We start from the raw sequence: 26,139 nt of genomic DNA on the forward strand, positions 1-26,139 counted from the left end.
TACAAAATAGATTTTACAACTGATTAAAAGAGTAAAACATCACAAATTTATTTTATGCCTAACACAAAATATTTCCCTCATCTTATCTCTATTTTTTAACGTGTATTTCAGCTAATTTTGTAGTAAAGTAAGCGTAATTTAGTAAGGAAATACCCCTATTATAACAAGGCTTTTAATCTTTAAATTTATTCAAGAGGAACTAAAAATGTACGCAAAAGACGTTACAATTATTGGTGCAAATGGTTTACATACTCGTCCTGCGGCAGAATTTGTAAAAGCAGCGAAAGGTTTTGTTTCTACCATTACTGTTACTTCTGGTGATAAAAGTGCAAGTGCAAAGAGTTTATTTAAATTACAAACCTTAGGCTTATCACAAGGTACTGTTCTGACAATTTCAGCCGAAGGTGAAGACGAACAACAAGCAGTTGATTTCTTAGTAGATCTAGTTCCTACTCTAGAATAATTTTCTGATTTCTTTAAATTACCGTAGTTAATTACTACGGTAATTTTTTATGCTATTGCACAATATTTATAATCAAGGATTTAATTATGATTACTGGTATCGCAGCCTCACCCGGCATCGTATTTGGTAAAGCTCTTGTATTAAAAGAAGAGCCTATTGTCTTAAATACCCAAAAAATTTCTGCAGATCAAATTGATGCAGAAAAAGCGAAATTTTTCGCAGGACGAGAAAAAGCAGCCGCACAATTAACTGCAATTAAAGAGAAAGCTCGGATTACATTAGGTGCAGAAAAAGAAGCTATTTTTGAAGGCCATTTAATGATCTTAGAAGATGAAGAACTTGAAGAAGAGATCCTTGCTTATTTGGAAGAAAATTTAGTTACTGCGGATCTCGCTACAAGCAAAATCATTGATATGCAAGTCGCAATGCTTGCAGATATTGATGACGAATACTTAAAAGAGCGTGCGGGTGATATTCGTGATATTGGTAATCGCTTATTGCGTAATATTTTAAATATGCACATTGTAGATTTAGGCGATATTCAAGATGAAGCAATCCTTGTTGCCTATGATTTAACACCATCAGAGACTGCACAACTTAATTTAGATAAAGTACTTGGTTTCATTACTGATATAGGTGGCCGTACTTCCCATACCTCAATTATGGCTCGTTCACTAGAACTACCTGCTATTGTGGGTACAAATAATATTACCTCGTTAGTAAATACTGGTGATCTTATTATTTTAGATGCAACAAATAACCAAATCTATATCAACCCTTCTGATGAACAGATCGAACAATTCAAAGCTCAACAAAATCAAGAGCAAGCAGAAAAAGCCGAATTAGCAAAATTAAAAGATCTGCCCGCTCAAACTTTAGATGGACATCGTATTGAGCTAGTCGGCAACATTGGTAATAGTCGTGATGTTGAAGGTATCGTCCGTAATGGTGGCGAAGGTGTTGGATTATACCGTACTGAATTTTTATTTATGGATCGTGAGCAACTTCCAACAGAAGAAGAGCAATTCCACGCCTATAAAGAAGTTGTTGAAGCAATGCCTGGCAAACTAATCGTACTTCGTACTATGGATATTGGCGGTGATAAAGAGTTGCCTTATCTCGATCTCCCTAAAGAAATGAACCCGTTCTTAGGCTGGCGTGCAGTGCGTATCGGCTTAGTTCGCCGTGAAATTTTGGATTGCCAACTACGTGCAGTACTCAGAGCATCTGCTTTTGGTAAACTGGCTATTATGTTCCCAATGATTATTTCAGTTGAAGAAATCCGAGAACTAAAAGCCATCATTACCACCTTAAAAGATCAGCTTCGTGCCGAAGGTAAAGCCTTTGATGAAAATATTCAAATTGGCGTAATGGTAGAAACACCGTCTGCTGCGGTAAATGCCCGCCACTTAGCCAAAGAAGTTGATTTCTTTAGTATCGGCACAAATGATTTAACGCAATATACTCTTGCAGTCGATCGTGGTAACGAAATTATTGCTCACTTATATAACCCGATGGCACCTTCTGTTTTAAATCTTATCAAGCAAGTGATTGATGCCTCTCACGCAGAAGGCAAATGGACAGGAATGTGTGGTGAACTAGCAGGCGATATACGAGCAACTGCTCTCTTACTCGGTATGGGATTAGATGAATTTAGTATGAGCGGTATTTCTATCCCACACGTTAAAAAATTAGTGCGGAATATCAACTTTGCTGATGCCAAAGCTTTAGCTGATAAGGCCTTACAGCAGCCTACAGCAGCAGATATTGAAAACCTAGTAAATGCTTTTTATCAAAAACTGAACTAACTAGATACAAATATAAAATTCTCAGCTAGAATAGTTGGGAATTTTATTAAAATTAAATAATGGAGATTTAATTATGGGTTTCATAGATCGAATATTGGCTCAATTATTTGGAGGCAAGAAAGATTCAACACCTAAAACCGTGAACATTTATGCCCCATTATCAGGTGAAATAGTAAATATTGAAGATGTTCCAGATGTTGTATTTTCTGAGAAAATTGTAGGCGATGGCATCGCAATCCGCCCAAATGGCGATACTATCGTTTCCCCAGTAAATGGCACTATCGGCAAAATTTTTGAAACAAACCACGCTTTTTCAATCGAATCAGATGAGGGCGTTGAGCTTTTCGTACACTTCGGCATTGATACCGTTGAACTAAAAGGCGAGGGCTTTACCCGTTTAGCAAACGAAGGCCAGAAAGTAAAAATGGGTGAACCCATTCTCAAATTTGAATTAGCTCAACTTGAATCAAAAGCTAAATCCGTTTTAACTCCTGTTGTAATTTCAAATATGGACGAAATTGCTAAATTAGAAAAACATTCAGGTGAAGTAATTGCTGGTGAGAGCATTGTTTTAACACTTACCAAATAAAAAATTAATCCATATACATATAATTAAAAGCCACGTTAAACGTGGTTTTTATTTTACAAAAATCTATTACAAACTCACCGCTTGTAATCTTTCCCACGAATTTATAGCTAAAATCTCGCCAAACAGGTAGAATAGCGAACATTTTTAAACGTGAACCTTATTTTTACGTTTTCAGTTTAACCCTTTAATTTACCTACTATTTAAGATGACACAGAAACTCCATATAAAAACTTGGGGTTGCCAAATGAATGAGTACGACTCATCTAAAATGGCAGACCTCCTCAATAGCACGCACGGTTTCGAGCTGACAGAGAATGCAGAAGAAGCCGATGTTTTATTACTTAACACTTGCTCGATCCGTGAAAAAGCGCAAGAAAAAGTATTCCACCAACTTGGTCGTTGGAAAAATTTCAAAAAAAATAAACCTCACCTTGTAATTGGTGTCGGTGGTTGTGTTGCTTCACAAGAAGGTGAGCATATCCGCCAGCGAGCACCATTTGTGGATATTGTTTTCGGCCCACAAACACTGCACCGCTTACCTGAGATGATTAACCAAATCCGTGGTGGTAAAAGTTCAATTGTAGATATTAGCTTCCCCGAAATTGAAAAATTTGACCGCTTGCCTGAACCAAGAGCCGAAGGTCCAACCGCCTTTGTCTCTATTATGGAAGGTTGTAACAAATACTGCTCATTCTGCGTTGTGCCTTATACTCGTGGCGAAGAAGTAAGCCGTCCAATTGATGATGTTTTATTTGAAATTGCCCAGCTCGCTGCTCAAGGCGTGCGTGAAGTAAACCTACTAGGACAAAACGTAAACGCCTACCGTGGCGAAACGTTTGACGGTGGTATATGTACTTTTGCTGAATTGCTCCGTCTTGTCGCTTCTATTGATGGAATCGATCGCTTGCGTTTTACTACTAGCCACCCGATTGAATTTACCGATGATATTATTGAAGTTTACCGTGATACTCCTGAATTAGTGAGCTTCCTTCACTTACCTGTTCAAAGTGGCTCAGATCGAGTTCTAACAATGATGAAACGTAATCATACGGCATTGGAATATAAATCCATTATCCGAAAATTACGCCAAGTCCGACCAGATATTCAAATCAGTTCTGATTTTATTATCGGCTTCCCGGGCGAAACAGCAAAAGATTTTGAAGATACAATGAAATTGATTGAACAAGTAAACTTTGATATGAGTTTCAGCTTTATCTATTCAGCTCGACCTGGTACACCTGCAGCTGATTTACCTGATGATGTTAGTGAAGAAGAGAAAAAAGAACGTCTTTACCGCCTACAACAGCAAATCAATCACCAAGCAATGCAATTTAGTCGTTTAATGTTAGGCACTGAACAACGTATTTTAGTCGAAGGTCCATCGAAAAAAGATCTAATGGAATTAACAGGGCGAACTGAAAATAACCGCATTGTGAATTTCCAAGGTTCTCCTGATATGATTGGTAAATTTGTCGATGTGAAAATTACTGATGTTTATACTAATTCTCTGCGTGGTGAAGTTATTCGTACCGAAGATGAAATGGGCTTGCGTGTGATTGAATCCCCACAAAATGTAATTAATCGAACTCGTAAAGAAGATGAACTCGGCGTGGGTAAATACGTTGTTAATTTATAATCATCTTGATTTGCAAAAATAAAAAGTAAAAGACCGCTTATCCTACTTAACAAGCGGTCTTTTTACTAAACATTATAAATCACATCATCTATAATCTTGATTAATTAATTCTTCAATTTCATAAAATGGAATAATAAGCTCTCTCTCAGATCGTCTATTCATATATTCAGGTAAAAAAGGATTCCAATACACACCTACTTCGTGAACAGGATAAACGAAATGAATACCTCTAGATGTAAAATAGAAATTTTTAGAAATATAAAAGTTCTCTTTCTTATCCATACCCGTATCACTAACATATTTACCATTTAGATTTATTACGCTATGGTGCTCCCATAATATATCCCGTAATTTAGTTTGATTATGAGGGCTAACTAGATCATCAAGCCGAATAATCGCTTTCTTATTTAAATCTATATTTAAATAATCAGTATCATAAACATACGTTGCAGAGCCCCCAGCATCATAAGAAAACCTCTGTGAGAATGTAACAATATTATTACGTTGCCCAATATACTGAGTATCTACTTCTATGTGATTTTCAAAATAATTACCCTGATTATCTTTAAATCCATCACCTTCGAAATATTTATCAAAAAAATCTCTTATATCATCTTGAGAAACAAATGCCTTCGATTTATTTTCACTATAATATAGCCATATATTTTTTCTTAGAAGCTCATCTATCCATTCAATATTTGTTTTTACTGCCGAAATAAATATTGTTCTTCTATTTTCTAACTCTAAGTCATCTAACTTAATAGAACCTATCTTCTCAAACAATTTAACTGTTTCTACTTTTACTAATGGACTTACCTGCTGTGAACAATTTTCTACTTTTTTAATGGAGTTTTCCTGAAAACCAAGAAGTTCTTGCTCTTTCTGTCTTAAATTTTGCTCTAAGTTATTATAATTAGCCTCTAGCTTATCCAACCTTTTACTAGCTTCAACTAATGAAGTGCGATCACAAGCAACCAATAAACATATTAAAATAGTAGCAGGCCCTAATAATACTTTATTCATGTCGTTTTATTCCCATATAATTGATATAAGTTAGTGATCTACTCTTCTTTTATTACATACTCCGGGTTAAGCAATGAATCAATATTCATATAAGCTTGGATTGAAAGTTCCACTTCACCCTCAGAATAAGATCCTAAAGCATAAACAGGATAAACGAAAACAATCCCTTCAGGTGTAAAATAAAAATTATTTGAGATATAAAAATCCTCTTTTTTCATAAAGGAGTCATCAAACTTACCATTATCATCAAGATGAGTCGTCATATAAAGATCCCATAGTTGCTCTTTTAATTTAGCCTGATTTTTAGGGGGAACAACATCATCAAGTTGAATAATTGCTTTTTTATTCAGATCAATATTTAAGTAATCCGTATGAGATATACCGTGAGCGCCTCCTGAATAATTATAAAATGATTGGCTAAACATCGCTAAATTATTACGCTGGCCACTATAATAAGTTGAGATTAGATCTTCAAAGCCTATCGATTTATCTACTTTGGCATTTTTTATATTTTCTTGATATAACGTTTCAAAAAAAGCTTTCACTTCATCGGGTGTAATAGCTTTATTCTGTATCTCGATTTTTTTATCTTGATTCGTATAATTTAGTAGTATATTTTTTAATAATAAAGAATCAAGCCAACTCACACCTGTTTTAGCTGTTGAAATAGACATCGAAATATTACTTTGCTCTACTCCATCGCTGTTATTTAGATCTTTTTCAAACTTAATTATTTCCGTTTTATCTAATAATTTGGCCGTTTTAACTTGTAATAAAGGAATAGCAGGCTGGAAGCAATTTTCTGCTTGTCTTCCCGATTTAAGTTGATCTAGCTCTTGCTCTTTTTGCATTAGCATATTTTCTAAATGTTTAGAATCAGCTTCTAATTGCCCCAATTTTTTATTAGTTTCAATCAATGCTGATGTTTTATCATCACAAGCACTAAATAAAAATACGGACGTAATCACTAGCCCGATCAATGATTTCTTCATATTTTTCGTTCCTATATAAATAATATACAAGCGGTAAGCTTACCTAATTTTTTGCAATACATATAAAAATCCCCCTACTAGTAGTAAGGGGACTTTGTTAATCATCTAAAAAACTACGGAGCGTTTCTGATCGACTTGGGTGGCGAAGCTTTCGTAACGCTTTCGCTTCAATTTGACGAATACGCTCACGAGTTACATCAAATTGCTTACCAACTTCTTCAAGGGTGTGATCGGTATTCATATCAATACCAAAACGCATTCTTAATACCTTCGCTTCTCTTGGTGTTAAGCCTTCTAGCACATCATTAGTTGCTAAACGTAAGCTCTCTGCCGTTGCAGAATCCAATGGTAATTCAAGTGTACCATCTTCAATAAAATCACCTAAATGTGAATCATCATCATCACCGACTGGCGTTTCCATTGAAATTGGTTCTTTCGCAATTTTCAACACCTTACGAATCTTATCTTCTGGCATACCCATTTTTTCCGCCAGTTCTTCTGGTGTCGCTTCACGTCCCATTTCTTGTAAACATTGACGTGAAATTCGATTCAATTTATTGATCGTTTCAATCATATGAACAGGAATACGAATGGTCCGGGCTTGGTCAGCAATAGAACGAGTAATCGCTTGACGAATCCACCAAGTTGCATAGGTTGAGAATTTGTAGCCCCGGCGATATTCAAATTTATCTACCGCTTTCATTAAACCAATATTCCCTTCTTGAATTAAATCCAAGAATTGCAAACCTCGATTAGTATATTTTTTGGCAATAGAAATCACTAAACGTAAATTTGCTTCAACCATCTCTTTTTTAGCTTTACGGGCTTTTAATTCACCCTCTGAGATCCGTCCGCCAATTTCACGAATTTGGGAAATTGTTAGCCCAGTTTCTTCTTCTAAGCGTTTTAAATTCACAATTCTTACACGGATTTGTTCCGCATAATCAGCTAATTTAGGTACGCCGCCACGTTTAGCATTGATAGCTTTATCAATCCACGCATCAGAAGTTTCATGTCCTTGGAAAGCTTTCACAAAATCTGCTTTTTTCATTTGTGCATATTCAACTGCATAGCGTTGAATTTGACGCTCTTCTGTCCGTACCTGTTTCATCATTTTTTGAATAGATTCAACCAAAAGATCAAACTGTTTCGGCACAAGGCGGAATTCACGGAAAATATCCGATAATGCTTGAATTTGCTGTTTCGCTTTAGCGTGAGCTCGTCCATGTTTTTGAATAATTAAAATTGCTTTTGTGTGTTGATCACGCAACGCATAGAATTTTTCACGAGCTAACTCTGGATCAATACTATTATCATCAGTCGTATCTGAAGTGCTCTCTTCATCTTCTTCACTGTCATCATCCGTTTCCGGAGCAACTACTTTAACTTCAACGTCTTCTTCGTCTAAGTCAACCTCTAGCTCTTCAACAGCTTCCGCTTCTTCTGCATTTGGATCAACAAAAGCTGTAACTAAATCAGATAGACGTAACGTACCTTCTTCAACTTCTTTATAACGTTCAATAAAATCGCTCAAGGCCTCTGGGTATTCCGCAACTGCACACTGAACGGCATTAATACCGTCTTCAATCCGTTTTGCAATATCAATTTCACCTTCACGGGTAAGAAGTTCTACTGTCCCCATTTCTCGCATATACATACGAACAGGGTCTGTTGTTCGCCCTAATTCAGATTCTACGGTAGAAAGCACTTTGGTCGCTTCTTCAACCACATCTTCATCAGCAATACCAGTTGAGAGCATTAGATCATCTGCATCTGGGGCACTTTCAAGCACTTTGATCCCCATATCATTGATCATCTGGATAATATCGTCTATTTGATCTGCATCAACCAGCTCTTCTGGAAGATGATCGTGCACTTCTGACAGTGTTAAATAACCCTGTTCACGCCCTTGTGCAATCAGCAACTCAAGCTGAGATTGTTGCTCTTCTAATTGAGAATGTTGTTCCATAATTTTATCCATATCAGTGAGAACAAAATAATGGTGGATTATACCACTATTTGTTAAAAATTACTTGAAACTGACCACAAGTTACAGCTTCACCGAAAGTAGTGTAATAAGTGCTTGTTTGTCTTCTGAATTTAAACCTTCAGTTTGACGATCTTTAGCCTGTAATCGCTCAATTTCACGTTCCACAAACTTTTTGTAAAAAAATTTCAAAGTCTCTTTGAAAGTTTCTTCAACATGTTCTGGTGCTACTAGATGATCCCAATCAGCCAATATTTCAAGGTGTCGATAATTTTCACTATCACGAAGATGCTCTAATAGCCCCCCCATTGTAATTCCCATATGTTGCTGACAAATACTAACTAGCGTTAAAAATAACTCAACACCTTTTTCCTCTAGTTGTTTCAATAATTGTATTTCATCACTGACTAATCGTACTAGATTCGGGTTTTGCAGTAATAAGGCAATTAACACACGCATTGGAGTACGTTCAATTTTCGGTCTTCTTGACGCAAGCGGTGCGTTTATATTACTTTTTTGCGGAACCAAAGCCTCCACTTGAGCAGGATCGAAGATGCCTAATTTTTGCCCTAAAATATTACGTAAATAGACTCGTAACATCTGCCCAGGAATACGTTTAATCAAAGGAACTGCAAGGGTTGCTAGTTTTGATTGACCTTCTTTTGTTGAGAGATCAACCTCTTGTAATAATGAGTTAAACATAAATTCACTCAATGGTTGAGCATTCTGTAAATATTGTTCAAATCCCTCTTTACCTTGCTGTCTAACAAGAGAATCAGGATCTTCACCATCAGGCAAGAAAATAAATTTGAGCTGACGTCCATCATATAAATGTGGCAACGCATTCTCAAAAGCTCGCCAGGCTGCATCCTTTCCTGCTCTATCACCATCATAGCAACAGATCACTTGCTCGGTACAACGAAACATTTGCTGGATTTGTTCACCTGTCGTTGCTGTACCTAAAGAAGCAACCGCATTGTTAATGCCATATTGTGCTAAAGCGACAACGTCCATATAGCCTTCTACTACAAATAAAAACTCTGGGTTTTCATTATGTTGCAATGCTTGGAATAAACCGTAAAGTTCATTACCTTTATGATAAGTCGCTGATTCGGGGGAATTAAGGTATTTAGGCTTCTCATCTCCCATCACTCGTCCACCAAAAGCAATTACTCGTCCTCGTTTATCTCGGATTGGGAACATTATACGATTACGAAAGCGATCATAGATCTTGCCCGTATCATTTTGCGACAACATTCCTGTATCAAGCAATTTTTGTGTTTCATCTTTATTTATACCAAATTGACGTAACACACTATTCATTGAATTCGGTGCAAACCCAATTTCAAATCGCCGAATAACATCTGCAGACAAGCCACGTTGGTTTAAATACTGTTTACTCGCCTCATCTTGGCTTAGCTGTTGTTGATAAAATTGAGTGATATTACCTAATAATTCATACAAATTACGGCGAGTTTTAAAATTTACAGGTGGTTTGCCATCTCGTTGAATAATATTTTCACGAGGAACTTCCAAACCGTGTAAACTCGCCAGCTCTTCAATTGCTTCGACAAACTCAAGTTTGTCATATTCCATTAAAAAACCAATCGCATTGCCGTGTACACCACAACCAAAACAGTGATAAAATTGCTTGGTTTGGCTAACCGTAAAAGAAGGGGATTTTTCGTGATGAAAAGGGCAACAGGCTTGATAATCTCGCCCTGCTTTTTTTAATTTTACCCGAGAGTTAATCAGCTCAACAATGTCCGTTCTTGCAACAAGATCATCAATAAATGAACGTGGAATAGTGCCTTTCATTGAGCCTCCTTTCCTTGTTGTAAAATTATTGGTAAATAAATCTTAGATCAATGACAAATGAAGAAAATCTACAACTAAAATAACGCTATTTTATTTACTTAATTGCAAAAATATTTGATATCTAACCGCTTGTTTTATAAACGCTAAAACCGTGATTCCAAAAGGTTTCACGGTTTCAATTAAACGTTTTAATATCGAATTAGTATAAACGAGTATTACGAGCGTTCTCACGAGCAACACGTTTAGCATGACGTTTTGCTAACGCAGCATTTTCACGTTTACGAACTGATGCTGGTTTTTCATAGAATTCTTTTGCACGAACTTCTGCTAGAATACCTGCTTTTTCGCAAGAGCGTTTAAAACGACGTAATGCAACGTCAAATGATTCATTTTCACGAACTTTAATTACTGGCATATGCCATCACCTCAGAAAATATATGATTAAATTACGCTGTACAAGCAACGACAGCATAGAACTAATAAAGATACAATATTCTACCGTAGAGCAAAAATGAAGTAAAGCAATATTGCAGGTTATTTACTCTCTTTCACTAAGCGTAAGAGATATTGCCCATAGTCTGTATTTACCATTGATTGCCCAATAATTTCTATTTGCGAAGTTGCCAGCCAGCCATTACGCCACGCGATTTCTTCTAAACAAGCAATTTGTAAATTTTGAACATGCTCAATCGTTTTAACAAACGAGGCTGCTTCGTGCAAACTGTCGTGTGTCCCCGTATCTAGCCACGCAAAACCTCTACCTAATAATTGTACCTTAAGTGTCCCGCTTTCCAAATAATGACGATTAATATCACTAATTTCTAATTCGCCTCGAGCCGAAGGCTGTAATCGTTTAGCAAATTCCACCGCTTGATAATCGTAAAAATATAGTCCAGTTACTGCCCAATTTGATTTCGGCAGTAGTGGTTTTTCTTCAATAGACAAGGCATTAAATTTCTGGTCAAATTCCACAACTCCGAAACGTTCAGGGTCTTTTACTTGATAGCAAAAAATTCTCGCGCCTTGTTGCTGAGCAACAGCATTATGTAACATCGTGGTAAAAGATTGCCCATAAAAAATATTATCACCTAATACTAAGCAAACATTATCCCTACCAATAAATTTTTCCCCAATCAGAAATGCTTGCGCAATACCCTGCGGTTTTGGCTGTATCGCATAGCTAATTTGTATACCAAAATCCGCACCATCACCCAATAACCGTTGGAAATTTTCAATATCTTCAGAGCTAGTAATCACTAAAATGTCACGGATTCCTGCTAACATCAACACTGAAAGTGGATAATAAATCATCGGCTTATCGTAAACAGGCAAAAGCTGCTTTGAAATACCACGAGTAATCGGATATAGCCGTGAACCAGTTCCCCCTGCTAGTATAATGCCTTTCATTTTTATTTGCCTTTCCCTAAACGATTGCCCATATAACGCTCCCGCAATAATTTCCACCATGCTCTATTTTGCACATACCAATCTACCGTTTTTTCTAATCCTGAAGCAAAACTTTCACAAGGTTTCCAGCCAAGTTCTTTCTGAATTTTTTGGCTATCTATCGCATAACGTTTATCATGCCCAGGGCGATCTTCTACAAATCGAATGAGAGATTTAAAATCATCAATCGCCTTAATATTAGCTTGATAATCGGTAAGTGCCCCACTTTTTTTTGCTTCATTTAATAGACGACAAATATATTCTACTACGGATAAATTAGTCTGCTCGTTATTCCCCCCAATCAAGTAGCTTTCGCCCACCCGACCTTGCGTTAAAACAAGATAGAGCGCACGAACATGATCATCGACAAATAGCCAATCTCGAATTTGTTCGCCTCGACCATAAATCGGTAAATATTGCCCGTGTAATGCATTTAAAATTGTTAATGGAATTAATTTCTCTGGAAATTGAAAATAACCATAATTATTTGAGCAGTTCGTCAACAATACAGGTAACCCATAAGTTTGCGACCAAGCTCGTACTAAATGATCCGCACTCGCTTTTGATGCAGAATAGGGGCTATTGGGGGAATAACGGGTAAACTCAGTAAATCTAGAACTTTCTTGATCCAAATCACCAAATACTTCATCTGTTGATACTTGTAAAAACCGAAACTGTGCTTTTTTTGTACCCGAAAGTTGGTTGTAATAAATCCTACTTCCTTCTAACAAAGTATAAGTACCCAGAATATTTGTCTGCATAAAAGTCAACGGGCTATCAATTGAACGATCTACATGGCTTTCTGCCGCTAAATTTATCACTGCATCAGGCTGATACTTGCAAAAAAGTGCTTGAATCTGACCGCTTGTACAAATATCGACTTGCTCAAAGATATAACGTGAATTTTGACTAATACTTGCTAATGAAGCTAAATTACTGGCATAGGTTAGCTTATCAATATTAACCACTTGCTCTACAGAAGAATGCTCAATCAAATAGCGAATTAACGCAGATCCAATAAAACCTGCACCACCTGTCACAAAAATCGTTTTCATTTTTTTCTCAATTAAAATTTTGCTCATTGTAACAAAATTCTATAAAGAAATAGTTTAAAATAGCTACCACGTCATTTTTAACAAGGTACAAAATATGTTACAACTTATTCATCGAATAGAAAAAAAACAGATTGTTTGGCTCGTTAATGCGCTAGTTTTTCTATTCTTCACCACCGTACTCGCTTTCCCCAAAGGATATAGCTTTGCCCCAATGGTATTAGCGGGGATTGGAATAATTTATCTTTTTATCTATTTAGTCAAATACAAAAAGAAGCTAACACCTACCAAAGAAGATAAATGGCTTATATTTGCGTTTGTGTTCTATTTTGCCACCTTCTTATTCTTAACATTAATCCACCACGATAAATTACGAGAAATAGATAACCCGAGTAAAATCCTCTTTTTTTTACCATTACTATTATTATTCAAACAATTTACTATCAACCTAAAAGTTATTTTACACGGTATTCCTATTGGTGCTAGCGTAGCTGGGATAATTGCTATTTATCAGAAATTTTATTTAGGAGCAGAAAGAGCATTTTCAGATATTATTAGTATTCAAGCAGGGGATATAGCAGTAAGCTTATCCGCCTTTAGCCTTATTATTGCTATTTATTGGACAAAACAAAACGCATATAAATTAACTATTCTCTGTATAATCGGAGGGTTACTCGGTATTATAGCTAGCACATTATCTGGTACTCGAGGTGGCTGGATAAGCATTCCTTTTCTATTTATTATTACCTTATACTTTTATCGTAATGAATTAAGTAAAAGAGTAATTTATTCTTGTACCATTTTATTTACAGCAATTATAATTACTATTATTAATATTCCTCAACTAGACATCATAAAAAGATATAAAGCCGCTGAAGATAATATAATTCAATACATAAAAAGAGATACAAAAACCACATCCATCGGAGCACGTTTAGATATGTGGCAAAATGCCTTATTAGGAATCAAAGAAAAACCAATATTGGGTTGGGGAAGCCAAGGATATTTAGATCTTAAAAAACAACAAGTTAAACAGAAAACCATGAATAAAAAAACAGTATTGTATAATGATGCACATAATCAATATTTAGATTCATTAATCAAAAGAGGAATGCTTGGACTTCTAGCTCTAATTGCTATTATATTTATTCCATTGAAAGTATTCCTTAATAGAATAAAAGAGCCTGATATACTTATTAGAACAATTAGTCTGCTAGGTATTATACATATAATTGCAATTTTACTCTATTGTCTATCTCAAACCTTTTTTGCACATAATTCGGGGTCAATATTCTATTTCTTTATTATTATAATCCTTTATGAAGCATTATCAAAATCTAGCTCAGACCATCAAAAATTAACCTAACGCTATAAACTTAATTATTAAATGATAAAAAACTGTTGAAACTAACCTAGAAGGATTACAATCAACAGCTTTTATCTATTTTAAAGATTATTTTTTAGATTCTATCCAAAGTAAATCACAAATATTATCTACTGGATTAAATGCGGTAGGAAGTTTTAATAAAATTTCCCTTACTTTATCTACAGAATAACTATTACAATACTCTTCCAATTCAGTTAATAAAGGAACTAATTGATCCCAATCTAGCATAATCTCCGTTGCTGTCATAATTCTTGGGTGGATAGTAGGGAAAACATTATCCCCAATCAGTAACTCTTCATATAATTTCTCACCAGGCCTCAAACCTGTAGTTCGGATCTCAATATCACCATTTGGATTTTCCTGGCTCTTTTCTTTTAATCCCGTCAACTTTATCATTCTTCTTGCAAGATCAATTATCTTAACAGATTCACCCATATCCAAAACGAAAACATCTCCACCTTTCCCCATTGCACCAGCTTGGATAACCAATTGAGAAGCTTCTGGAATCGTCATAAAATAGCGGGTAATTTCTGGATGAGTTAAAGTAATAGGACCACCTTGCTCAATTTGCTTACGAAATAGAGGAACCACAGAACCAGATGAACCTAGAACATTACCAAATCTTACCATACAAAAACGAGTGTTAGACTGCTTTTTAGCTAATGCCTGTAAAATTAATTCTGCAATACGTTTCGTTGTTCCCATTGTATTTGTTGGGCGAACTGCTTTATCCGTAGAAATTAAAATAAAAGTTTCCACATTACACTCAATTGCTGATAACGCACAGTTTAATGTTCCTAACACATTATTTCGTATACCTTCTACAACATTGTATTCCACTAACGGAACATGCTTATACGCGGCTGCGTGATATACAGTTTGTACAGAAAAAGTCTGAATAATATTCGCAATATACTCTTTATTTTGTATTGTTCCCATTATTGGAACAAGCCCTACACTCAAATTCTCTTTCTTAAGAAGATTTCTTAATTCACCCTCAATTGCATATAAATTAAATTCATTTAATTCAAATAAAATCAATTTTTTAGGATTCTGACGAAGAATTTGGCGACAAAGCTCCGAACCTATCGAACCACCAGCTCCCGTTACCATAACTACTTTATTATCAATATTCGCCGATAATAATTCCTGAATAGGTTGAACTGGCTCTCTTCCTAATAGCTCGTCAATTGATACCTTATTCAATGTTGTTAACTTAGCTTTACCCGTAATAATATCTTCAATACCTGGAACAGTTAGTACCTCACAAGATAATTGTGTTAAATCACTAATAATTTCTTTTCTACGGGCAAAAGGTGCACTCGGAATAGCCAATAAAATTTGTTGAACTTGATAACGTTCAACTAAATCAGGCAATTCATTTGGCGAATACACTTTTATACCGTGTAAACTTAATTTATGTATTTTTCTATTATCATCTACAAACGCAGAAACATAATAGCCTGGAATTTGGTTTAATGCTGTAAGTAGCTGTCGACCAGAATCACCCGCACCATAAATAACTACTGATTTCTTTTTATTATTTCCTATATTAAGAATTGTCCTAAATAATAAACGTATTCCAACTATTAGAATAGATAATAAGATAAAATATAAAAATGGTACTGTACGAGGAATATTAAGCTGTAATATATAAGCCACTAATAACATTGCAACCGTTGAACATAATGTACCAACTAAAACAGTATTAACAATTTTTATCGTAATAAAACGTAATACAGCTCGATATAAACCGAGCTTAATAAAAATAGATAATGTTAATACAATAACAGCAGATACATTTACCCAATGTTCAAAAGAATAGACGCTAATACTACTATCATATCTTATACCCAAAGAACCAAAATAAGCCACTATAATAAGAATCACATCAACAAATAAACTAACAATTCTTTTAGTTGACCTTCTTAAATTTAAGATAAAACTAAACATAATATTTACACTCTATCTGATAACAATCTTCTTTATCGTCATTAAAATTATTTTAATATCGCCCAAAATAGAATGATTATTTGCATAATCTATATAATACTTCGCTTTAATTGGCATAATAATATCAATATATGCTTGACGTGGATTATCATATTTCCCTAGTATTTCATTTTCATCAACCATTTCAATAGATGCTTTATCTGTAATACCTGGTCTGACAGATAATATCCTCTGCCTTATCTCAACTTCATATAGACTCATAAATTCTTCAATTTCTGGTCTAGGACCAACTAAACTCATCTGCCCTAGAAAAACATCTATCAATTGTGGAAGCTCATCTATTTTAAATTTACGCAGAAACTTACCCGCATTAGTTACACGTGCATCATTACCAATTGTTAGTCCACCTTTTACTTCTGAATTAACTACCATCGTCCTAAATTTATGGATTCTAAATAACTCGCCATGTAACCCAACTCGAGTTTGCCTGAAAAACACATTCCCTTTAGAATCAAGTTTTATCCAGATAGCAAAAATCACAAAAAAAGGAAATAAAATAATAAGCCCTAACGCAGATAAAACAATATCAAAAATACGCTTTAACATATTAAAATTTCCTTAAAGCGTGTTAAAAATTTCTTTAATTGCACTAACCACTCTATCTTGATCATCATTAGTCATTTTGGTAAATAATGGAATTGATAAAATATGTTGATAAACGTTTTCAGCAATAGGAAAGTTTTCAGGTTTTAAATTATAGCTATCACGCCAAATAGGCTGCTTATGCAAAGGAATAAAATGCACTGAACAGCCAATACCTTTTTCTGACATTCTTACAATAAAATCATCTCGGCTAATACCGCAATCTTCCTTTAAACGAATAGGATAAATATGCCAAGCGTGAGTACAGTTTTCTTCAGCATTAGGAGGCAATATAATTGGTAAATCAGCCAACTCTTTTTCATATTTATTTGCCATTTCTAAACGTTGTAAGTAAAAACGATCAATTTTCTTTAATTGTTGCAAACCTAATGCGGCACAAATATCCGGTAAATTATATTTAAAACCAGGTTCAATAACCTCATAATACCAAGCAGGTGTTTTGGATTGATAACGATCAAATGCATCTTTACTTATACCATGTAAACGCATAACTTTCATTCGCTCAATCAATGATTTGTTTTTAGAAACAACCATTCCACCTTCGCCCGTTGTCATTGTTTTATTAGCATAAAAACTGAATACCGTAACATCGCTATCTAAAGTACCAACTAATTTCCCTTTATAACGAGTTGGAAATGCGTGAGCAGCATCTTCAATAACTTTAAGATTATATTTTTTAGCCAATGCAATAATCTTATCCATATCACAAGCTAAACCAGCAAAATGTACTGGTACAATTGCTTTTGTTTTATTTGTTATTTTTTCTTCTATTTTATTAATATCAATATTCAATGTATTAGGATCACAATCAATAAAAACAGGGTTTGCTCCTAAATAACGCACAACTTCTGCTGTTGCCGTAAAAGTTAAAGTTGGTACTATTACTTCATCACCTGCTTTAACGCCTACAGCTTCAAGTGCTAAATGCAATCCTGACGTTGCTGAATTCACTGCTAATGCCTCAAGATCATCACCTAAATAATCTTTAAAATCCTGTTCAAATTGCTTTGTTTTAGGCCCTGTTGTTACCCAACCTGAACGTAAAGTATCAATAACTTCATTAATTTCTTCTTCACCAATTTCAGGTAAAGCAAATGGTAAAAACTTACTCATAATAACTCCTAAATTCTATCTAAAATTCTTATATAGCCATTTTTTCACAAATGCAGGGGAGAGAGACATCATAAAATATACAATTGCATATAAATCGGCTCTAAAACCATACTTTAACTCTCGATTTATCCTAAATAATCTAAACTTTAATAATTGAATCGATTTTACTGGATCTCCCCTTCGATAGAAGAGATTACTAATCATTCTTACCCTTACTCCTACATAAGGGATATTAGCTAATATACAATCAGATTTATATGCTTGATACCATAATAATGTATCTTCTGCCATTTTTACCTCTGACAGATATTCCACCTTTTTCTCAACGAAAAATCTACGACGAAACATTGAAGTCATATGAGGAATAGGATCTCGAATAGAAAAGAATTTATATAGTTCTTCATTATTTGTAGGATATTTAACTACGGATCGAGTAACATTATTATTCTCATCTATTTCACTTATCCAAGTTCCAATTGCATCAACATCACTATTATGCTTAAAAAAATCTAACTGCTTTTCAAAACGTTCAGGTTCAGAAATATCATCTGTATCCATAATCGCAATAAAATCACCACAACAATGCTTTAAACCTTCACGCTTTGCTCCGCCTGTACCAATATTTTTTTCTAAGGAAATAACTTTCAATGTATGGGCTAGTTTTTCTTTCCAAATCTTAATAACTTTATAAAGTTCTTCAGTTAATTTACCATCTTCAACTAAAATAATTTCATCTGGCTTTACTGTTTGAGAGTCCCAAATACTTTTCATCGCCTGATTAAAATAATGTGGATTCTCTCTACAGTATACTGACATTAATACAGATAACATATAAACCTTCTATAATTCAAAAGATGCTTTCCCTGGGAAATATTCTGACAAATAATTTAATAATTTTTCTTTAATAATTTCAAAATCCTCATTTGATAAGGACGGTGAATCATTTAAACAAACAAATTTCGGTTTTGTACTATCACAAATCGCAATTGCCTTATCTAATTTTTCAATAGAATCAATATTTGTTTCAAAACCATCATCATATTTACAAGGAAAAAATTCACCCTTAGCTAATCGCCAATACCGATATAAATATTGTGTAAGATCAGTATTATGCCTAAAACGATTTGCTGAGCAAATTTGCATTTCATCGAAACATTTCTCTTTCACTTCTAATAATGTTTTTTTCAAATATGGAATAGGATGATGCCAATGCTCAAACCAAAAATATTTTTTATAAACATTTTTCAACAAAAAATTACTTAACTTATTCTTAAATAGATATGTTTTAGCATAAAGCTTTGAACTATCTAAATTTGAAAGTGAGAAATGTTTATTAATCAATGTTAAATTATTATTTAATGAGTTTACCCAAGTATCTTTACCAACTAATTTTTCAAACAATTTTCCTCTTGGAATCCAACCGTGATTTAAAAAATCAACCGGTAAATTATCCATAAAAAAACGTTCTTTCTCTAAAGGTGAGAAAAAGAGAGTATCATCATTTAAATAAATAAAATAATCCGATAATTCAGAAATATTTGGCAATGCCATCTCAATAGAGCTCGAATTAAACGTAGGTAAATGCGATACATTATCATAGATATCCGTATGTTTCACTAACACAACTTTACCAGAATCTAAATTCAGCCATTCTGGATAATGCCCACAAGTAATTAAATAGATCTTATTATACCAAGGGCAGTTCTTCTCTATTGATCGTAAAACATATTTTAAAGTCCCCATATCACGGTATCGTGCAACTGCATTAGAATCACTACTAGACTGATTTAAATCATATTCTTTTTTAGAATTCTGCCAATCAATATCTTGGTTATTTACCCAAGGTAATACAAAGTCAATTTTCAATTTATTCTCCTGAATTACGTATAATGTAATTATCTGGCAATATCTCATTAGTCAAGAATAAAACAGGTAATGGTGTATATAAAATCTTATTCCAAGAAGGCCAATAAATATCTCTATATTTATATAAGCTACCTAAAGACATAAAAATACTAGAACTAATAAAAATAAATATAAATATTTTCTTCAGAATTGTGAATTTTTTCTGGCATAATTCCATCACCAAAAATAGAATAAACAAAATAACAAATATATTATTTAACCTATCAAAAATAGTTCTAGATACAGATAAACAAGCTATACAAAAAAACAATACAATCAAAAAACTAGCCATTTTCTTACTTGCATATTTATTAACAAATATAAAATATATACCCGCTACATAATAGGGTAATGGTTTTATATATTTTTCAAATACAATTGTATTTAAATTTGCATTCTCATAATACCCTGCGCCCCAAACGCCATCAGGATCAAAATATGAAGGATAATATAAATTATTACTACGTAATATAGGCTCTAAAAGCTCAATTATACTATAAAATAAACCTGAAGCACCAATAATTAATATAAGATATGAGATGAGAATAATTCCTTTAGGTACTCTTCCTTTTAATATTAGAGAAACCAAAAAAGGTAATAATAATAATGCCGCAGATGCGTGGATACAGATAGAAAAAGCAGATAAACACAGAAAATAGATCTTTCCTCCTCTTATTACATAATTGGACATTGCATAAGTAAATAGAGAAAATGCACAAGCATTTCTTAAACCATTAGCAGTATCCATAAATTTTATTTCATTAATTAAAAGAAAAAATCCTATTACCGTTAATAACTTAAAACTAATACTAGAAATATCTTTATTGAAAAAAGTATTAATAATTTTATAAAAAGATAAGAAATATAATATATAAGAAAAAAATGTTGTAGAAAATGGGATAAATTCTTTTGGCAACCCTATATTTATGATAAGCCAACTATATAATGAAAATATATAATCGACATTTCTACCATATTCATACACGTCAGAAACAGGAATATCCTTAAAGGTCAAAAACATATCATAATGCCTTACAATATCCATTGTATCATAAGGGATCATCATATATCCTAAACACGCAATAAAAAAAGATAAAGAAAAATATCCAAATTTGTTATTATTTATAATTGCTGATAGTGTAAATGGTAACATATATATAGGATAAACAATGCTACCAAGCAATATAATTATATTATTTTTTTTCATATTATGAAAAAGACTCTAACTAATAATAAGAGATAACACCAACTTTATCAGACAGAATTTTAACACTATCTTGATTCCCCTTTGTAATACTCCAATTACTATCTTTTACCTTATAGCCTTCACCATATCGCCCAATTAAATGATCTACAACAGGCTCAGGAATAGGATAATTTTCATTTTTAAAGCTAATACTTCCTATACTAGAAATAGGTAATGATATTTCTCTTACTACTAAACCACCCAATTTCTGAATAGTACCAATACGGCTCATTCCATTTTCTGGGATAAAATCATGATAATAAGCATAATTATCATCTATTTTTGTATAGAAAAAGATATCAACATTAATATTATTAATTTGATAAGTTAATTCTAAACCATATTGCCCATTATCAATTTTAATATCTCTAATTTTTTTAAAACCATATTTCTCAAATATAGAATGGAGCTGAGTAGAATAATCTGTCAGCCACATCCCAACATCTATATCACAGTCATGCTCAATAAAATTATTTTCTCTAACTGCACCAAGCAATGTACCAAAATCTAACCAATAATCACATTTCAATTCTTTAAATACTTTATCAAGAGATTGTAAAGTCTGTTCATTATATTTTTTGAAATTCTTATTTTCTTTATAAAAATTATACTTACCAATTGTATTTTCATAAAAAAATAGTACAAATTTTTTCAATCTTTGATTTTTATCTAAGAAAAACTTTAACCTTGTAAGCATACTGCCTCTTATTTCATACTAGATTTAACTGCTTTAATAATATTCAAAGCAGAATGTAATGAGTTTTCTAATGCTTCACACTCTATTGTTGATATTTTTGATAACGCTCTCTTTATATCTGTTGTAGAAATATCTTCTGTTCTTTCTAAGTAAACAACCTGACAAACATCGGAAAGTTCATCAAATTTACCCTTCCAGTCATCACCAATACCGAAAATATCTGCTTTATATTTTATCACATCATCTCTCTTCTGCTCCCAGTCATTTTCAGGAAAAACATCATCAACATATTTACAAGAAAGTAAAATCTCTTTTCTTTCATCATAAGAGAAAAATGATTTTTTCCCTTTAATCATATTAAATTGATCTGTTGAAATTCCAACAATTAATCTATCTCCTAAAGCTCTCAGTCTTTTCAATAATCTAATATGACCAACATGAAATAAATCAAATGTCCCATAAGTAATAACTGTTTTCATAAGCTCCTCTTATTTCTATAATAAAAAAGCAATCCAATACGTAATAATAAAATTATTGATTCTGTTATAATTACAAGAAAAATTACAGTTAGTGGGTATATATTATCCACTAAATATAAATACAATATACCAATGAAATGACACACTGCACCAATAATTACCGTATAATTTGCTAAATAAACTCTTTTAATAGCAGCAAATCCTGGATATCCAATAGAAACTGACAGAAATGTAATACACATTAGAAATAAGAAATAATCTAATATAATTCCACCATCAATAAATGGTTCTCCAAAAATCAATGCCATTATTTCAGCGCTAAAAAATGATACCACATAGCAACCTATACAGAATGGAAAGAATATAAGTAATACTAATTTTAATAATAAACTTAGATTCCCGGTTCTTGTGGTATATGGGTACATCGCTTGAGAAACAATGCTTGCGACACCACTTCCTGCACCATATAATTTTTCAGCTGAACCATATAACCCTACGATATGAGGACTATGAAAATACCCTAATAATAGAACATTTCCCGTTGTATAAATAGAAACTGCAACCCTTGAAATAAAAAAATTGCTACTATATTTTAACTCTTTTAATATCCCATATAAATTAAATCGACCAAAAGAAAATTTTTCTTTATACACACTATACATATAAAAATAACTAATAAAAATTTGGTTTAATAAATAACACAATAACACTGAATTTATAGTACTATAATATGGTAATATCAAAACTAAACTTAATAAATATATTATTTTAGATAGCACTATTATCTTAGTAACATATTTCATTCTTTCAATACCTTGAAAAAACCAAGGACATTGCCAAGATTGAAAAAATACAATGAGTATCAACAAAATAATAGAAATATAGTCTAGCTTATGTAAGTTATCATTTTCTGAAAATTGATAATATATAAAAAATACAACACTTACTAAAATAGAAAGCACTGTTTTTAACACATATATGTTAGTTAATAAACTACAAATGAATATCTTATTTTCCCTATTTTTTGAAATATTGTGAGTTGCCGATAAATTAAACCCAAAATCTGTTATCATATTGCTAATCATTAGCATTGATAATGCTAACAGTAACAAACCAAATTGCTCAATTCCTAAATAATTACTTAAAATAGGCCAAATTAATAGAGGGAAAATATAATTTGCCACTTGCAAGAGAAACAACGATATAAAATTCTGTGATAAAGTATTAGATAATAAGGATTTCATTTAGTTTTTAAAAATTCGTAAAATTAAAATAATACAAGAACTTAACAATAATCCTAAAAACATACCAATCAATAAAATAATTAATTTTTTAGGCTTATCTTTTGCAACTGGATAATCTGGTGAGCTTAAATAACGATAAGTTGCTGAATCAATATCTTTAGCTGTTGAAAATAACTCCTGTAATTTTCTTAACTGTTCTTCAATTTGATAAAGTCTAGGAGGATAGATAATATCTTTATCTTTTATTGATTCTATTTGTGCTTTTAAATATTTTTCACCTAACATAAATAGATAATTACTATCACTTAATTTTGAATCTGATAATGCTATTTTTGTATCAGACATTGCTAAACTTGAAACAACAATATTTGAGTTATCTCCCAAAGCTTTTGAATATTCTTTAATACCTGCTTTTTCTGCCGCATCTAATGCTTTAGATAAGTTTTCTAATTTTACACGCTGTTCAATATCAAGATCTTTTTGAAGTTTTTCACGTTCAAATTTTAAATCAGCTATTTTTTTCGTTGAAACAATGCCAAATTCTTTTAGATCCAATTGAAATGCTTTTTTATTAATATACCCAATAAACTCTTTCAATGTAGATTGTGCTAACTCCGCTGTTTCAGCACTAAATGTATATTTGTTACCCAATGCATTTGGATCTTTTTTAGGGTCTGGTTTTACAATACTTACTTTTTCACGCACAAGTTCATTGATTATTTTACGTTTTTCTGAATCATTCTTATCAACTGAAAGACGTTTAAATAACTCTGATTCCTCAAAGAATTCTTCTCGAGCATCTAAAGAATAGGAAAGCTGCTTAAATTTTCCATATAAACTATCTGTAAACGCCTTCACATCAAACTGTTCACCAAAAATTCGAGCATATCCTTCTCTTAAGGTAAGATAATTGCCTAAATCTACGGAACGAGGTGCAACAACTTCAGCACTTGAACTCCATTGTTCTTTCGCAGTAAACGCATAAACTCCTGAAATTGCAGTGCAAACTACTGTAGATAGTGCTATCCATCGTTTCTTATTCCATAAAACTTTAAATAATTCAATGAGATCTATTTCATCTGAAGCACTTGAATTTTGTTTCATCTCTGACGTATTCATTTTAATAATAACTCTCAATATTAGTTATTTAGACATTAGCTATGTATTTTAGCATTTACACTTACGCTTTGCATCTTCTTTCAATTTAACTCTATATGATTATTTCTTGATTACGATCAAAGCTTATTAGATAATGGAAGGGTTCCAGAATTTTGACTTAGGACAAAAATGAGTGATATAGCTATACCTTTGATCTTTACCGATGCTGCGGCAAATAAGGTAAAAAATTTAATTGAAGGGGAAGATAACCCCAATTTGCGTTTACGTGTTTATATTACAGGTGGTGGCTGTAGCGGGTTCCAATATGGCTTTACCTTCGATGATCAGGTAAACGAGGGCGATTTAACCATTGAAAATCAAAATGTGGGCTTAGTCGTTGACCCTATGAGTTTACAATATTTAATTGGCGGGACAGTAGATTATATAGAAGGTTTGGAAGGATCACGTTTTATCGTGAATAATCCGAATGCAAGCTCTACTTGTGGTTGTGGCTCATCTTTTAGTGTTTAATATGGTTTGAAACTTTTTCAATTTTTCTGACCGCTTGGTTATTGATCCGCATTTAGTGATTTTATAACAAGCGGTCTTTTCTTTGATTTTTTCCTCTAAAGCACTACGCCTAAAGCAAATAACCCATTCGTTACTAACGCTAAACCTGCCATTTGAGCTAATAAAGGGCGAAGTTCAGCAGGATCACGATGGCGATAAACGAACACGCCGTGCTTAATAAGTAATGGAGTTGCCAATATAAATAAGTAGTTATACCAATGCTGGAACTCTTTTATAGCAAAAATTAAATAGCAAATTACTGCTAATGTGAGTAAAACTAGATGATATATTCGTCCATTTTTATTTCCAATACGTACCACAAGTGTATTTTTCCCCGCAATACGATCTTGATTGATATCTCGTAAATTATTGATATTCAAAACAGCAACTGCCAGTAATCCACAACCCAAAGCAGGAAAAAATACTGGTAGCAATAAATAATGGGCTTGTAGATAAAAAGTCCCTAATACTGCCAATAACCCGAAAAAGATAAGTACAGAAATATCGCCTAATCCTAAATAACCATAGGGTTTCTTGCCAACGGTATAGGTAATCGCTGCAATAATTGCAATAATTCCTAGCCCACAAAATACCAATAAATCCTGCCACGTTTGACAAGTATATACAATCAGTAAGCCTCCAGAAATCAAAGACAGCAACGCAACAACAGCCAATCCTTTTTTCAATTGGCGACTAGTAATTGCCCCTTGTTGAATTCCCCGTAAAGGCCCAATTCTTTCCGAAGTATCTGATCCTTTCAAATAATCTCCATAATCATTGGCAAAATTTGATAAAATCTGTAACAACACTGTCGTAAGCAGTGCTAAAAATGTCGTAATACAGTCAAACTGACCGACACTAAAGGCCAACGCTGATCCCACCACGATTGAGGCTAATGCTAAAGGTAACGTTTTTGGGCGCGCAGTACTAAACCAAGCTGAAAAAGTAGAATGTTTATTCACCATAAATG

24 protein-coding genes are annotated in these 26,139 nt (G+C 33.2%); 6 read left to right on the forward strand and 18 right to left on the reverse strand.

Annotation, left to right across the window (positions count from 1 at the left end):
* Positions 1 to 205: 205 nt before the first annotated feature.
* The 4 genes from A6B43_RS02970 to miaB all read left to right on the forward strand — a co-directional run bounded on the left by A6B43_RS02970 (position 206) and on the right by miaB (position 4,496).
* On the forward strand, positions 206 to 463 hold the full coding sequence (locus tag A6B43_RS02970; protein WP_124211508.1) for an HPr family phosphocarrier protein: 258 nt from the start codon (positions 206 to 208) through the stop codon (positions 461 to 463).
* An 86-nt stretch (positions 464 to 549) separates the two neighbouring features.
* Positions 550 to 2,271 (forward strand): phosphoenolpyruvate-protein phosphotransferase PtsI, encoded by a 1,722-nt coding sequence (gene ptsI, locus A6B43_RS02975; protein ID WP_124211509.1) that lies wholly within the window; start codon positions 550 to 552, stop codon positions 2,269 to 2,271.
* Between the two features lie 73 nt (positions 2,272 to 2,344).
* Entirely contained in the window at positions 2,345 to 2,860 is a 516-nt protein-coding gene (gene crr, locus A6B43_RS02980) for a PTS glucose transporter subunit IIA (RefSeq protein ID WP_124211510.1), read from the forward strand.
* Positions 2,861 to 3,065: 205 nt separating this feature from the next.
* Complete coding sequence (gene miaB / locus A6B43_RS02985) at positions 3,066 to 4,496, forward strand: tRNA (N6-isopentenyl adenosine(37)-C2)-methylthiotransferase MiaB (RefSeq protein ID WP_124211511.1); 1,431 nt, start codon at positions 3,066 to 3,068, stop codon at positions 4,494 to 4,496.
* An 84-nt stretch (positions 4,497 to 4,580) separates the two neighbouring features.
* Here the strand turns inward: miaB and A6B43_RS02990 are convergent, their stop codons facing one another.
* From A6B43_RS02990 to rfbB, 7 genes are all read right to left on the reverse strand, one after another.
* The gene (locus A6B43_RS02990) at positions 4,581 to 5,519 is read right to left on the reverse strand and encodes a DUF3298 domain-containing protein (protein ID WP_124211512.1); all 939 of its coding nucleotides are present in this window, start codon (positions 5,517 to 5,519) and stop codon (positions 4,581 to 4,583) included.
* Between the two features lie 38 nt (positions 5,520 to 5,557).
* On the reverse strand, positions 5,558 to 6,511 hold the full coding sequence (locus tag A6B43_RS02995; RefSeq protein WP_124211513.1) for an RsiV family protein: 954 nt from the start codon (positions 6,509 to 6,511) through the stop codon (positions 5,558 to 5,560).
* 97 nt (positions 6,512 to 6,608) lie between these two features.
* Positions 6,609 to 8,480 (reverse strand): RNA polymerase sigma factor RpoD, encoded by a 1,872-nt coding sequence (rpoD, locus tag A6B43_RS03000; protein WP_124211514.1) that lies wholly within the window; start codon positions 8,478 to 8,480, stop codon positions 6,609 to 6,611.
* Positions 8,481 to 8,561: 81 nt separating this feature from the next.
* Positions 8,562 to 10,316: a DNA primase gene (gene dnaG, locus A6B43_RS03005; RefSeq protein WP_124211515.1), complete on the reverse strand. Its 1,755-nt coding sequence runs from the start codon at positions 10,314 to 10,316 to the stop codon at positions 8,562 to 8,564.
* Between the two features lie 199 nt (positions 10,317 to 10,515).
* Positions 10,516 to 10,731, reverse strand: coding sequence for a 30S ribosomal protein S21 (rpsU, locus tag A6B43_RS03010; protein ID WP_124211516.1), 216 nt, complete (start codon positions 10,729 to 10,731; stop codon positions 10,516 to 10,518).
* 119 nt (positions 10,732 to 10,850) lie between these two features.
* A complete protein-coding gene (gene rfbA, locus A6B43_RS03015; RefSeq protein WP_124211517.1) occupies positions 10,851 to 11,723 on the reverse strand; it encodes a glucose-1-phosphate thymidylyltransferase RfbA in 873 nt (290 codons plus the stop codon).
* Between the two features lie 2 nt (positions 11,724 to 11,725).
* A complete protein-coding gene (gene rfbB, locus A6B43_RS03020; protein WP_124211518.1) occupies positions 11,726 to 12,817 on the reverse strand; it encodes a dTDP-glucose 4,6-dehydratase in 1,092 nt (363 codons plus the stop codon).
* A 94-nt stretch (positions 12,818 to 12,911) separates the two neighbouring features.
* On the opposite strand from rfbB, the gene A6B43_RS03025 reads away from it, so the two are divergent.
* A complete protein-coding gene (locus tag A6B43_RS03025) occupies positions 12,912 to 14,180 on the forward strand; it encodes an O-antigen ligase family protein (protein WP_124211519.1) in 1,269 nt (422 codons plus the stop codon).
* Between the two features lie 87 nt (positions 14,181 to 14,267).
* Here A6B43_RS03025 and A6B43_RS03030 read toward each other — a convergent pair whose 3' ends face one another.
* The 10 genes from A6B43_RS03030 to A6B43_RS03075 are packed head-to-tail and all read right to left on the reverse strand — an operon-like array spanning position 14,268 to position 24,620.
* Positions 14,268 to 16,154 (reverse strand): nucleoside-diphosphate sugar epimerase/dehydratase, encoded by a 1,887-nt coding sequence (locus A6B43_RS03030; protein WP_124211520.1) that lies wholly within the window; start codon positions 16,152 to 16,154, stop codon positions 14,268 to 14,270.
* A gap of 12 nt (positions 16,155 to 16,166) precedes the next feature.
* Positions 16,167 to 16,760, reverse strand: coding sequence for a sugar transferase (locus tag A6B43_RS03035; RefSeq protein WP_124211521.1), 594 nt, complete (start codon positions 16,758 to 16,760; stop codon positions 16,167 to 16,169).
* A 12-nt stretch (positions 16,761 to 16,772) separates the two neighbouring features.
* Positions 16,773 to 17,930, reverse strand: a complete 1,158-nt coding sequence (locus A6B43_RS03040) for a DegT/DnrJ/EryC1/StrS family aminotransferase (RefSeq protein WP_124211522.1) — start codon at positions 17,928 to 17,930, stop codon at positions 16,773 to 16,775.
* Between the two features lie 15 nt (positions 17,931 to 17,945).
* Complete coding sequence (locus tag A6B43_RS03045; RefSeq protein WP_124211523.1) at positions 17,946 to 18,761, reverse strand: glycosyltransferase; 816 nt, start codon at positions 18,759 to 18,761, stop codon at positions 17,946 to 17,948.
* Between the two features lie 9 nt (positions 18,762 to 18,770).
* Complete coding sequence (locus A6B43_RS03050) at positions 18,771 to 19,796, reverse strand: Stealth CR1 domain-containing protein (protein WP_124211524.1); 1,026 nt, start codon at positions 19,794 to 19,796, stop codon at positions 18,771 to 18,773.
* A gap of 1 nt (position 19,797) precedes the next feature.
* Entirely contained in the window at positions 19,798 to 21,042 is a 1,245-nt protein-coding gene (locus A6B43_RS03055) for an EpsG family protein (protein ID WP_124211525.1), read from the reverse strand.
* 19 nt (positions 21,043 to 21,061) lie between these two features.
* Positions 21,062 to 21,778 (reverse strand): LicD family protein, encoded by a 717-nt coding sequence (locus A6B43_RS03060; protein ID WP_124211526.1) that lies wholly within the window; start codon positions 21,776 to 21,778, stop codon positions 21,062 to 21,064.
* 8 nt (positions 21,779 to 21,786) lie between these two features.
* On the reverse strand, positions 21,787 to 22,257 hold the full coding sequence (gene tagD, locus A6B43_RS03065; protein WP_124211527.1) for a glycerol-3-phosphate cytidylyltransferase: 471 nt from the start codon (positions 22,255 to 22,257) through the stop codon (positions 21,787 to 21,789).
* Positions 22,254 to 23,501, reverse strand: coding sequence for an oligosaccharide flippase family protein (locus A6B43_RS03070; RefSeq protein ID WP_124211528.1), 1,248 nt, complete (start codon positions 23,499 to 23,501; stop codon positions 22,254 to 22,256). The genes tagD and A6B43_RS03070 overlap by 4 nt, the downstream gene beginning before the upstream one ends.
* Positions 23,502 to 24,620 carry an LPS O-antigen chain length determinant protein WzzB gene (locus tag A6B43_RS03075; protein WP_124211529.1) on the reverse strand — a complete coding sequence of 373 codons (1,119 nt, stop codon included), beginning with the start codon at positions 24,618 to 24,620 and terminating at the stop codon, positions 23,502 to 23,504. It lies immediately after the preceding gene.
* A gap of 168 nt (positions 24,621 to 24,788) precedes the next feature.
* Here A6B43_RS03075 and erpA point away from each other — a divergent pair, with 168 nt between their 5' ends.
* Positions 24,789 to 25,130, forward strand: a complete 342-nt coding sequence (gene erpA, locus A6B43_RS03080) for an iron-sulfur cluster insertion protein ErpA (RefSeq protein WP_124211530.1) — start codon at positions 24,789 to 24,791, stop codon at positions 25,128 to 25,130.
* A gap of 95 nt (positions 25,131 to 25,225) precedes the next feature.
* Here erpA and A6B43_RS03085 read toward each other — a convergent pair whose 3' ends face one another.
* Complete coding sequence (locus A6B43_RS03085; protein WP_124211618.1) at positions 25,226 to 26,131, reverse strand: 1,4-dihydroxy-2-naphthoate polyprenyltransferase; 906 nt, start codon at positions 26,129 to 26,131, stop codon at positions 25,226 to 25,228.
* Positions 26,132 to 26,139 lie beyond the last annotated feature (8 nt).

The organism is Vespertiliibacter pulmonis (assembly GCF_013377275.1).
GTDB lineage: Bacteria > Pseudomonadota > Gammaproteobacteria > Enterobacterales > Pasteurellaceae > Vespertiliibacter > Vespertiliibacter pulmonis.

What these genes read in the sequence shown, in the direction of transcription:
- tagD (WP_124211527.1), bottom strand. Translation starts at nt 22,257, where the DNA reads ATGAAAACAGTTATTACTTATGGGACATTTGATTTATTTCATGTTGGT.
- rpsU (WP_124211516.1), bottom strand. Translation starts at nt 10,731, where the DNA reads ATGCCAGTAATTAAAGTTCGTGAAAATGAATCATTTGACGTTGCATTA.
- ptsI (WP_124211509.1), top strand. Translation starts at nt 550, where the DNA reads ATGATTACTGGTATCGCAGCCTCACCCGGCATCGTATTTGGTAAAGCT.
- crr (WP_124211510.1), top strand. Translation starts at nt 2,345, where the DNA reads ATGGGTTTCATAGATCGAATATTGGCTCAATTATTTGGAGGCAAGAAA.
- A6B43_RS02990 (WP_124211512.1), bottom strand. Translation starts at nt 5,519, where the DNA reads ATGAATAAAGTATTATTAGGGCCTGCTACTATTTTAATATGTTTATTG.
- A6B43_RS02995 (WP_124211513.1), bottom strand. Translation starts at nt 6,511, where the DNA reads ATGAAGAAATCATTGATCGGGCTAGTGATTACGTCCGTATTTTTATTT.
- A6B43_RS03045 (WP_124211523.1), bottom strand. Translation starts at nt 18,761, where the DNA reads ATGTTATCTGTATTAATGTCAGTATACTGTAGAGAGAATCCACATTAT.
- rfbB (WP_124211518.1), bottom strand. Translation starts at nt 12,817, where the DNA reads ATGAAAACGATTTTTGTGACAGGTGGTGCAGGTTTTATTGGATCTGCG.
- A6B43_RS03075 (WP_124211529.1), bottom strand. Translation starts at nt 24,620, where the DNA reads ATGAATACGTCAGAGATGAAACAAAATTCAAGTGCTTCAGATGAAATA.
- A6B43_RS03025 (WP_124211519.1), top strand. Translation starts at nt 12,912, where the DNA reads ATGTTACAACTTATTCATCGAATAGAAAAAAAACAGATTGTTTGGCTC.
- A6B43_RS03040 (WP_124211522.1), bottom strand. Translation starts at nt 17,930, where the DNA reads ATGAGTAAGTTTTTACCATTTGCTTTACCTGAAATTGGTGAAGAAGAA.
- rpoD (WP_124211514.1), bottom strand. Translation starts at nt 8,480, where the DNA reads ATGGAACAACATTCTCAATTAGAAGAGCAACAATCTCAGCTTGAGTTG.
- A6B43_RS03070 (WP_124211528.1), bottom strand. Translation starts at nt 23,501, where the DNA reads ATGAAATCCTTATTATCTAATACTTTATCACAGAATTTTATATCGTTG.
- A6B43_RS03055 (WP_124211525.1), bottom strand. Translation starts at nt 21,042, where the DNA reads ATGAAAAAAAATAATATAATTATATTGCTTGGTAGCATTGTTTATCCT.
- A6B43_RS03030 (WP_124211520.1), bottom strand. Translation starts at nt 16,154, where the DNA reads ATGTTTAGTTTTATCTTAAATTTAAGAAGGTCAACTAAAAGAATTGTT.
- erpA (WP_124211530.1), top strand. Translation starts at nt 24,789, where the DNA reads ATGAGTGATATAGCTATACCTTTGATCTTTACCGATGCTGCGGCAAAT.
- A6B43_RS03060 (WP_124211526.1), bottom strand. Translation starts at nt 21,778, where the DNA reads ATGCTTACAAGGTTAAAGTTTTTCTTAGATAAAAATCAAAGATTGAAA.
- A6B43_RS02970 (WP_124211508.1), top strand. Translation starts at nt 206, where the DNA reads ATGTACGCAAAAGACGTTACAATTATTGGTGCAAATGGTTTACATACT.
- dnaG (WP_124211515.1), bottom strand. Translation starts at nt 10,316, where the DNA reads ATGAAAGGCACTATTCCACGTTCATTTATTGATGATCTTGTTGCAAGA.
- rfbA (WP_124211517.1), bottom strand. Translation starts at nt 11,723, where the DNA reads ATGAAAGGCATTATACTAGCAGGGGGAACTGGTTCACGGCTATATCCG.
- A6B43_RS03035 (WP_124211521.1), bottom strand. Translation starts at nt 16,760, where the DNA reads ATGTTAAAGCGTATTTTTGATATTGTTTTATCTGCGTTAGGGCTTATT.
- miaB (WP_124211511.1), top strand. Translation starts at nt 3,066, where the DNA reads ATGACACAGAAACTCCATATAAAAACTTGGGGTTGCCAAATGAATGAG.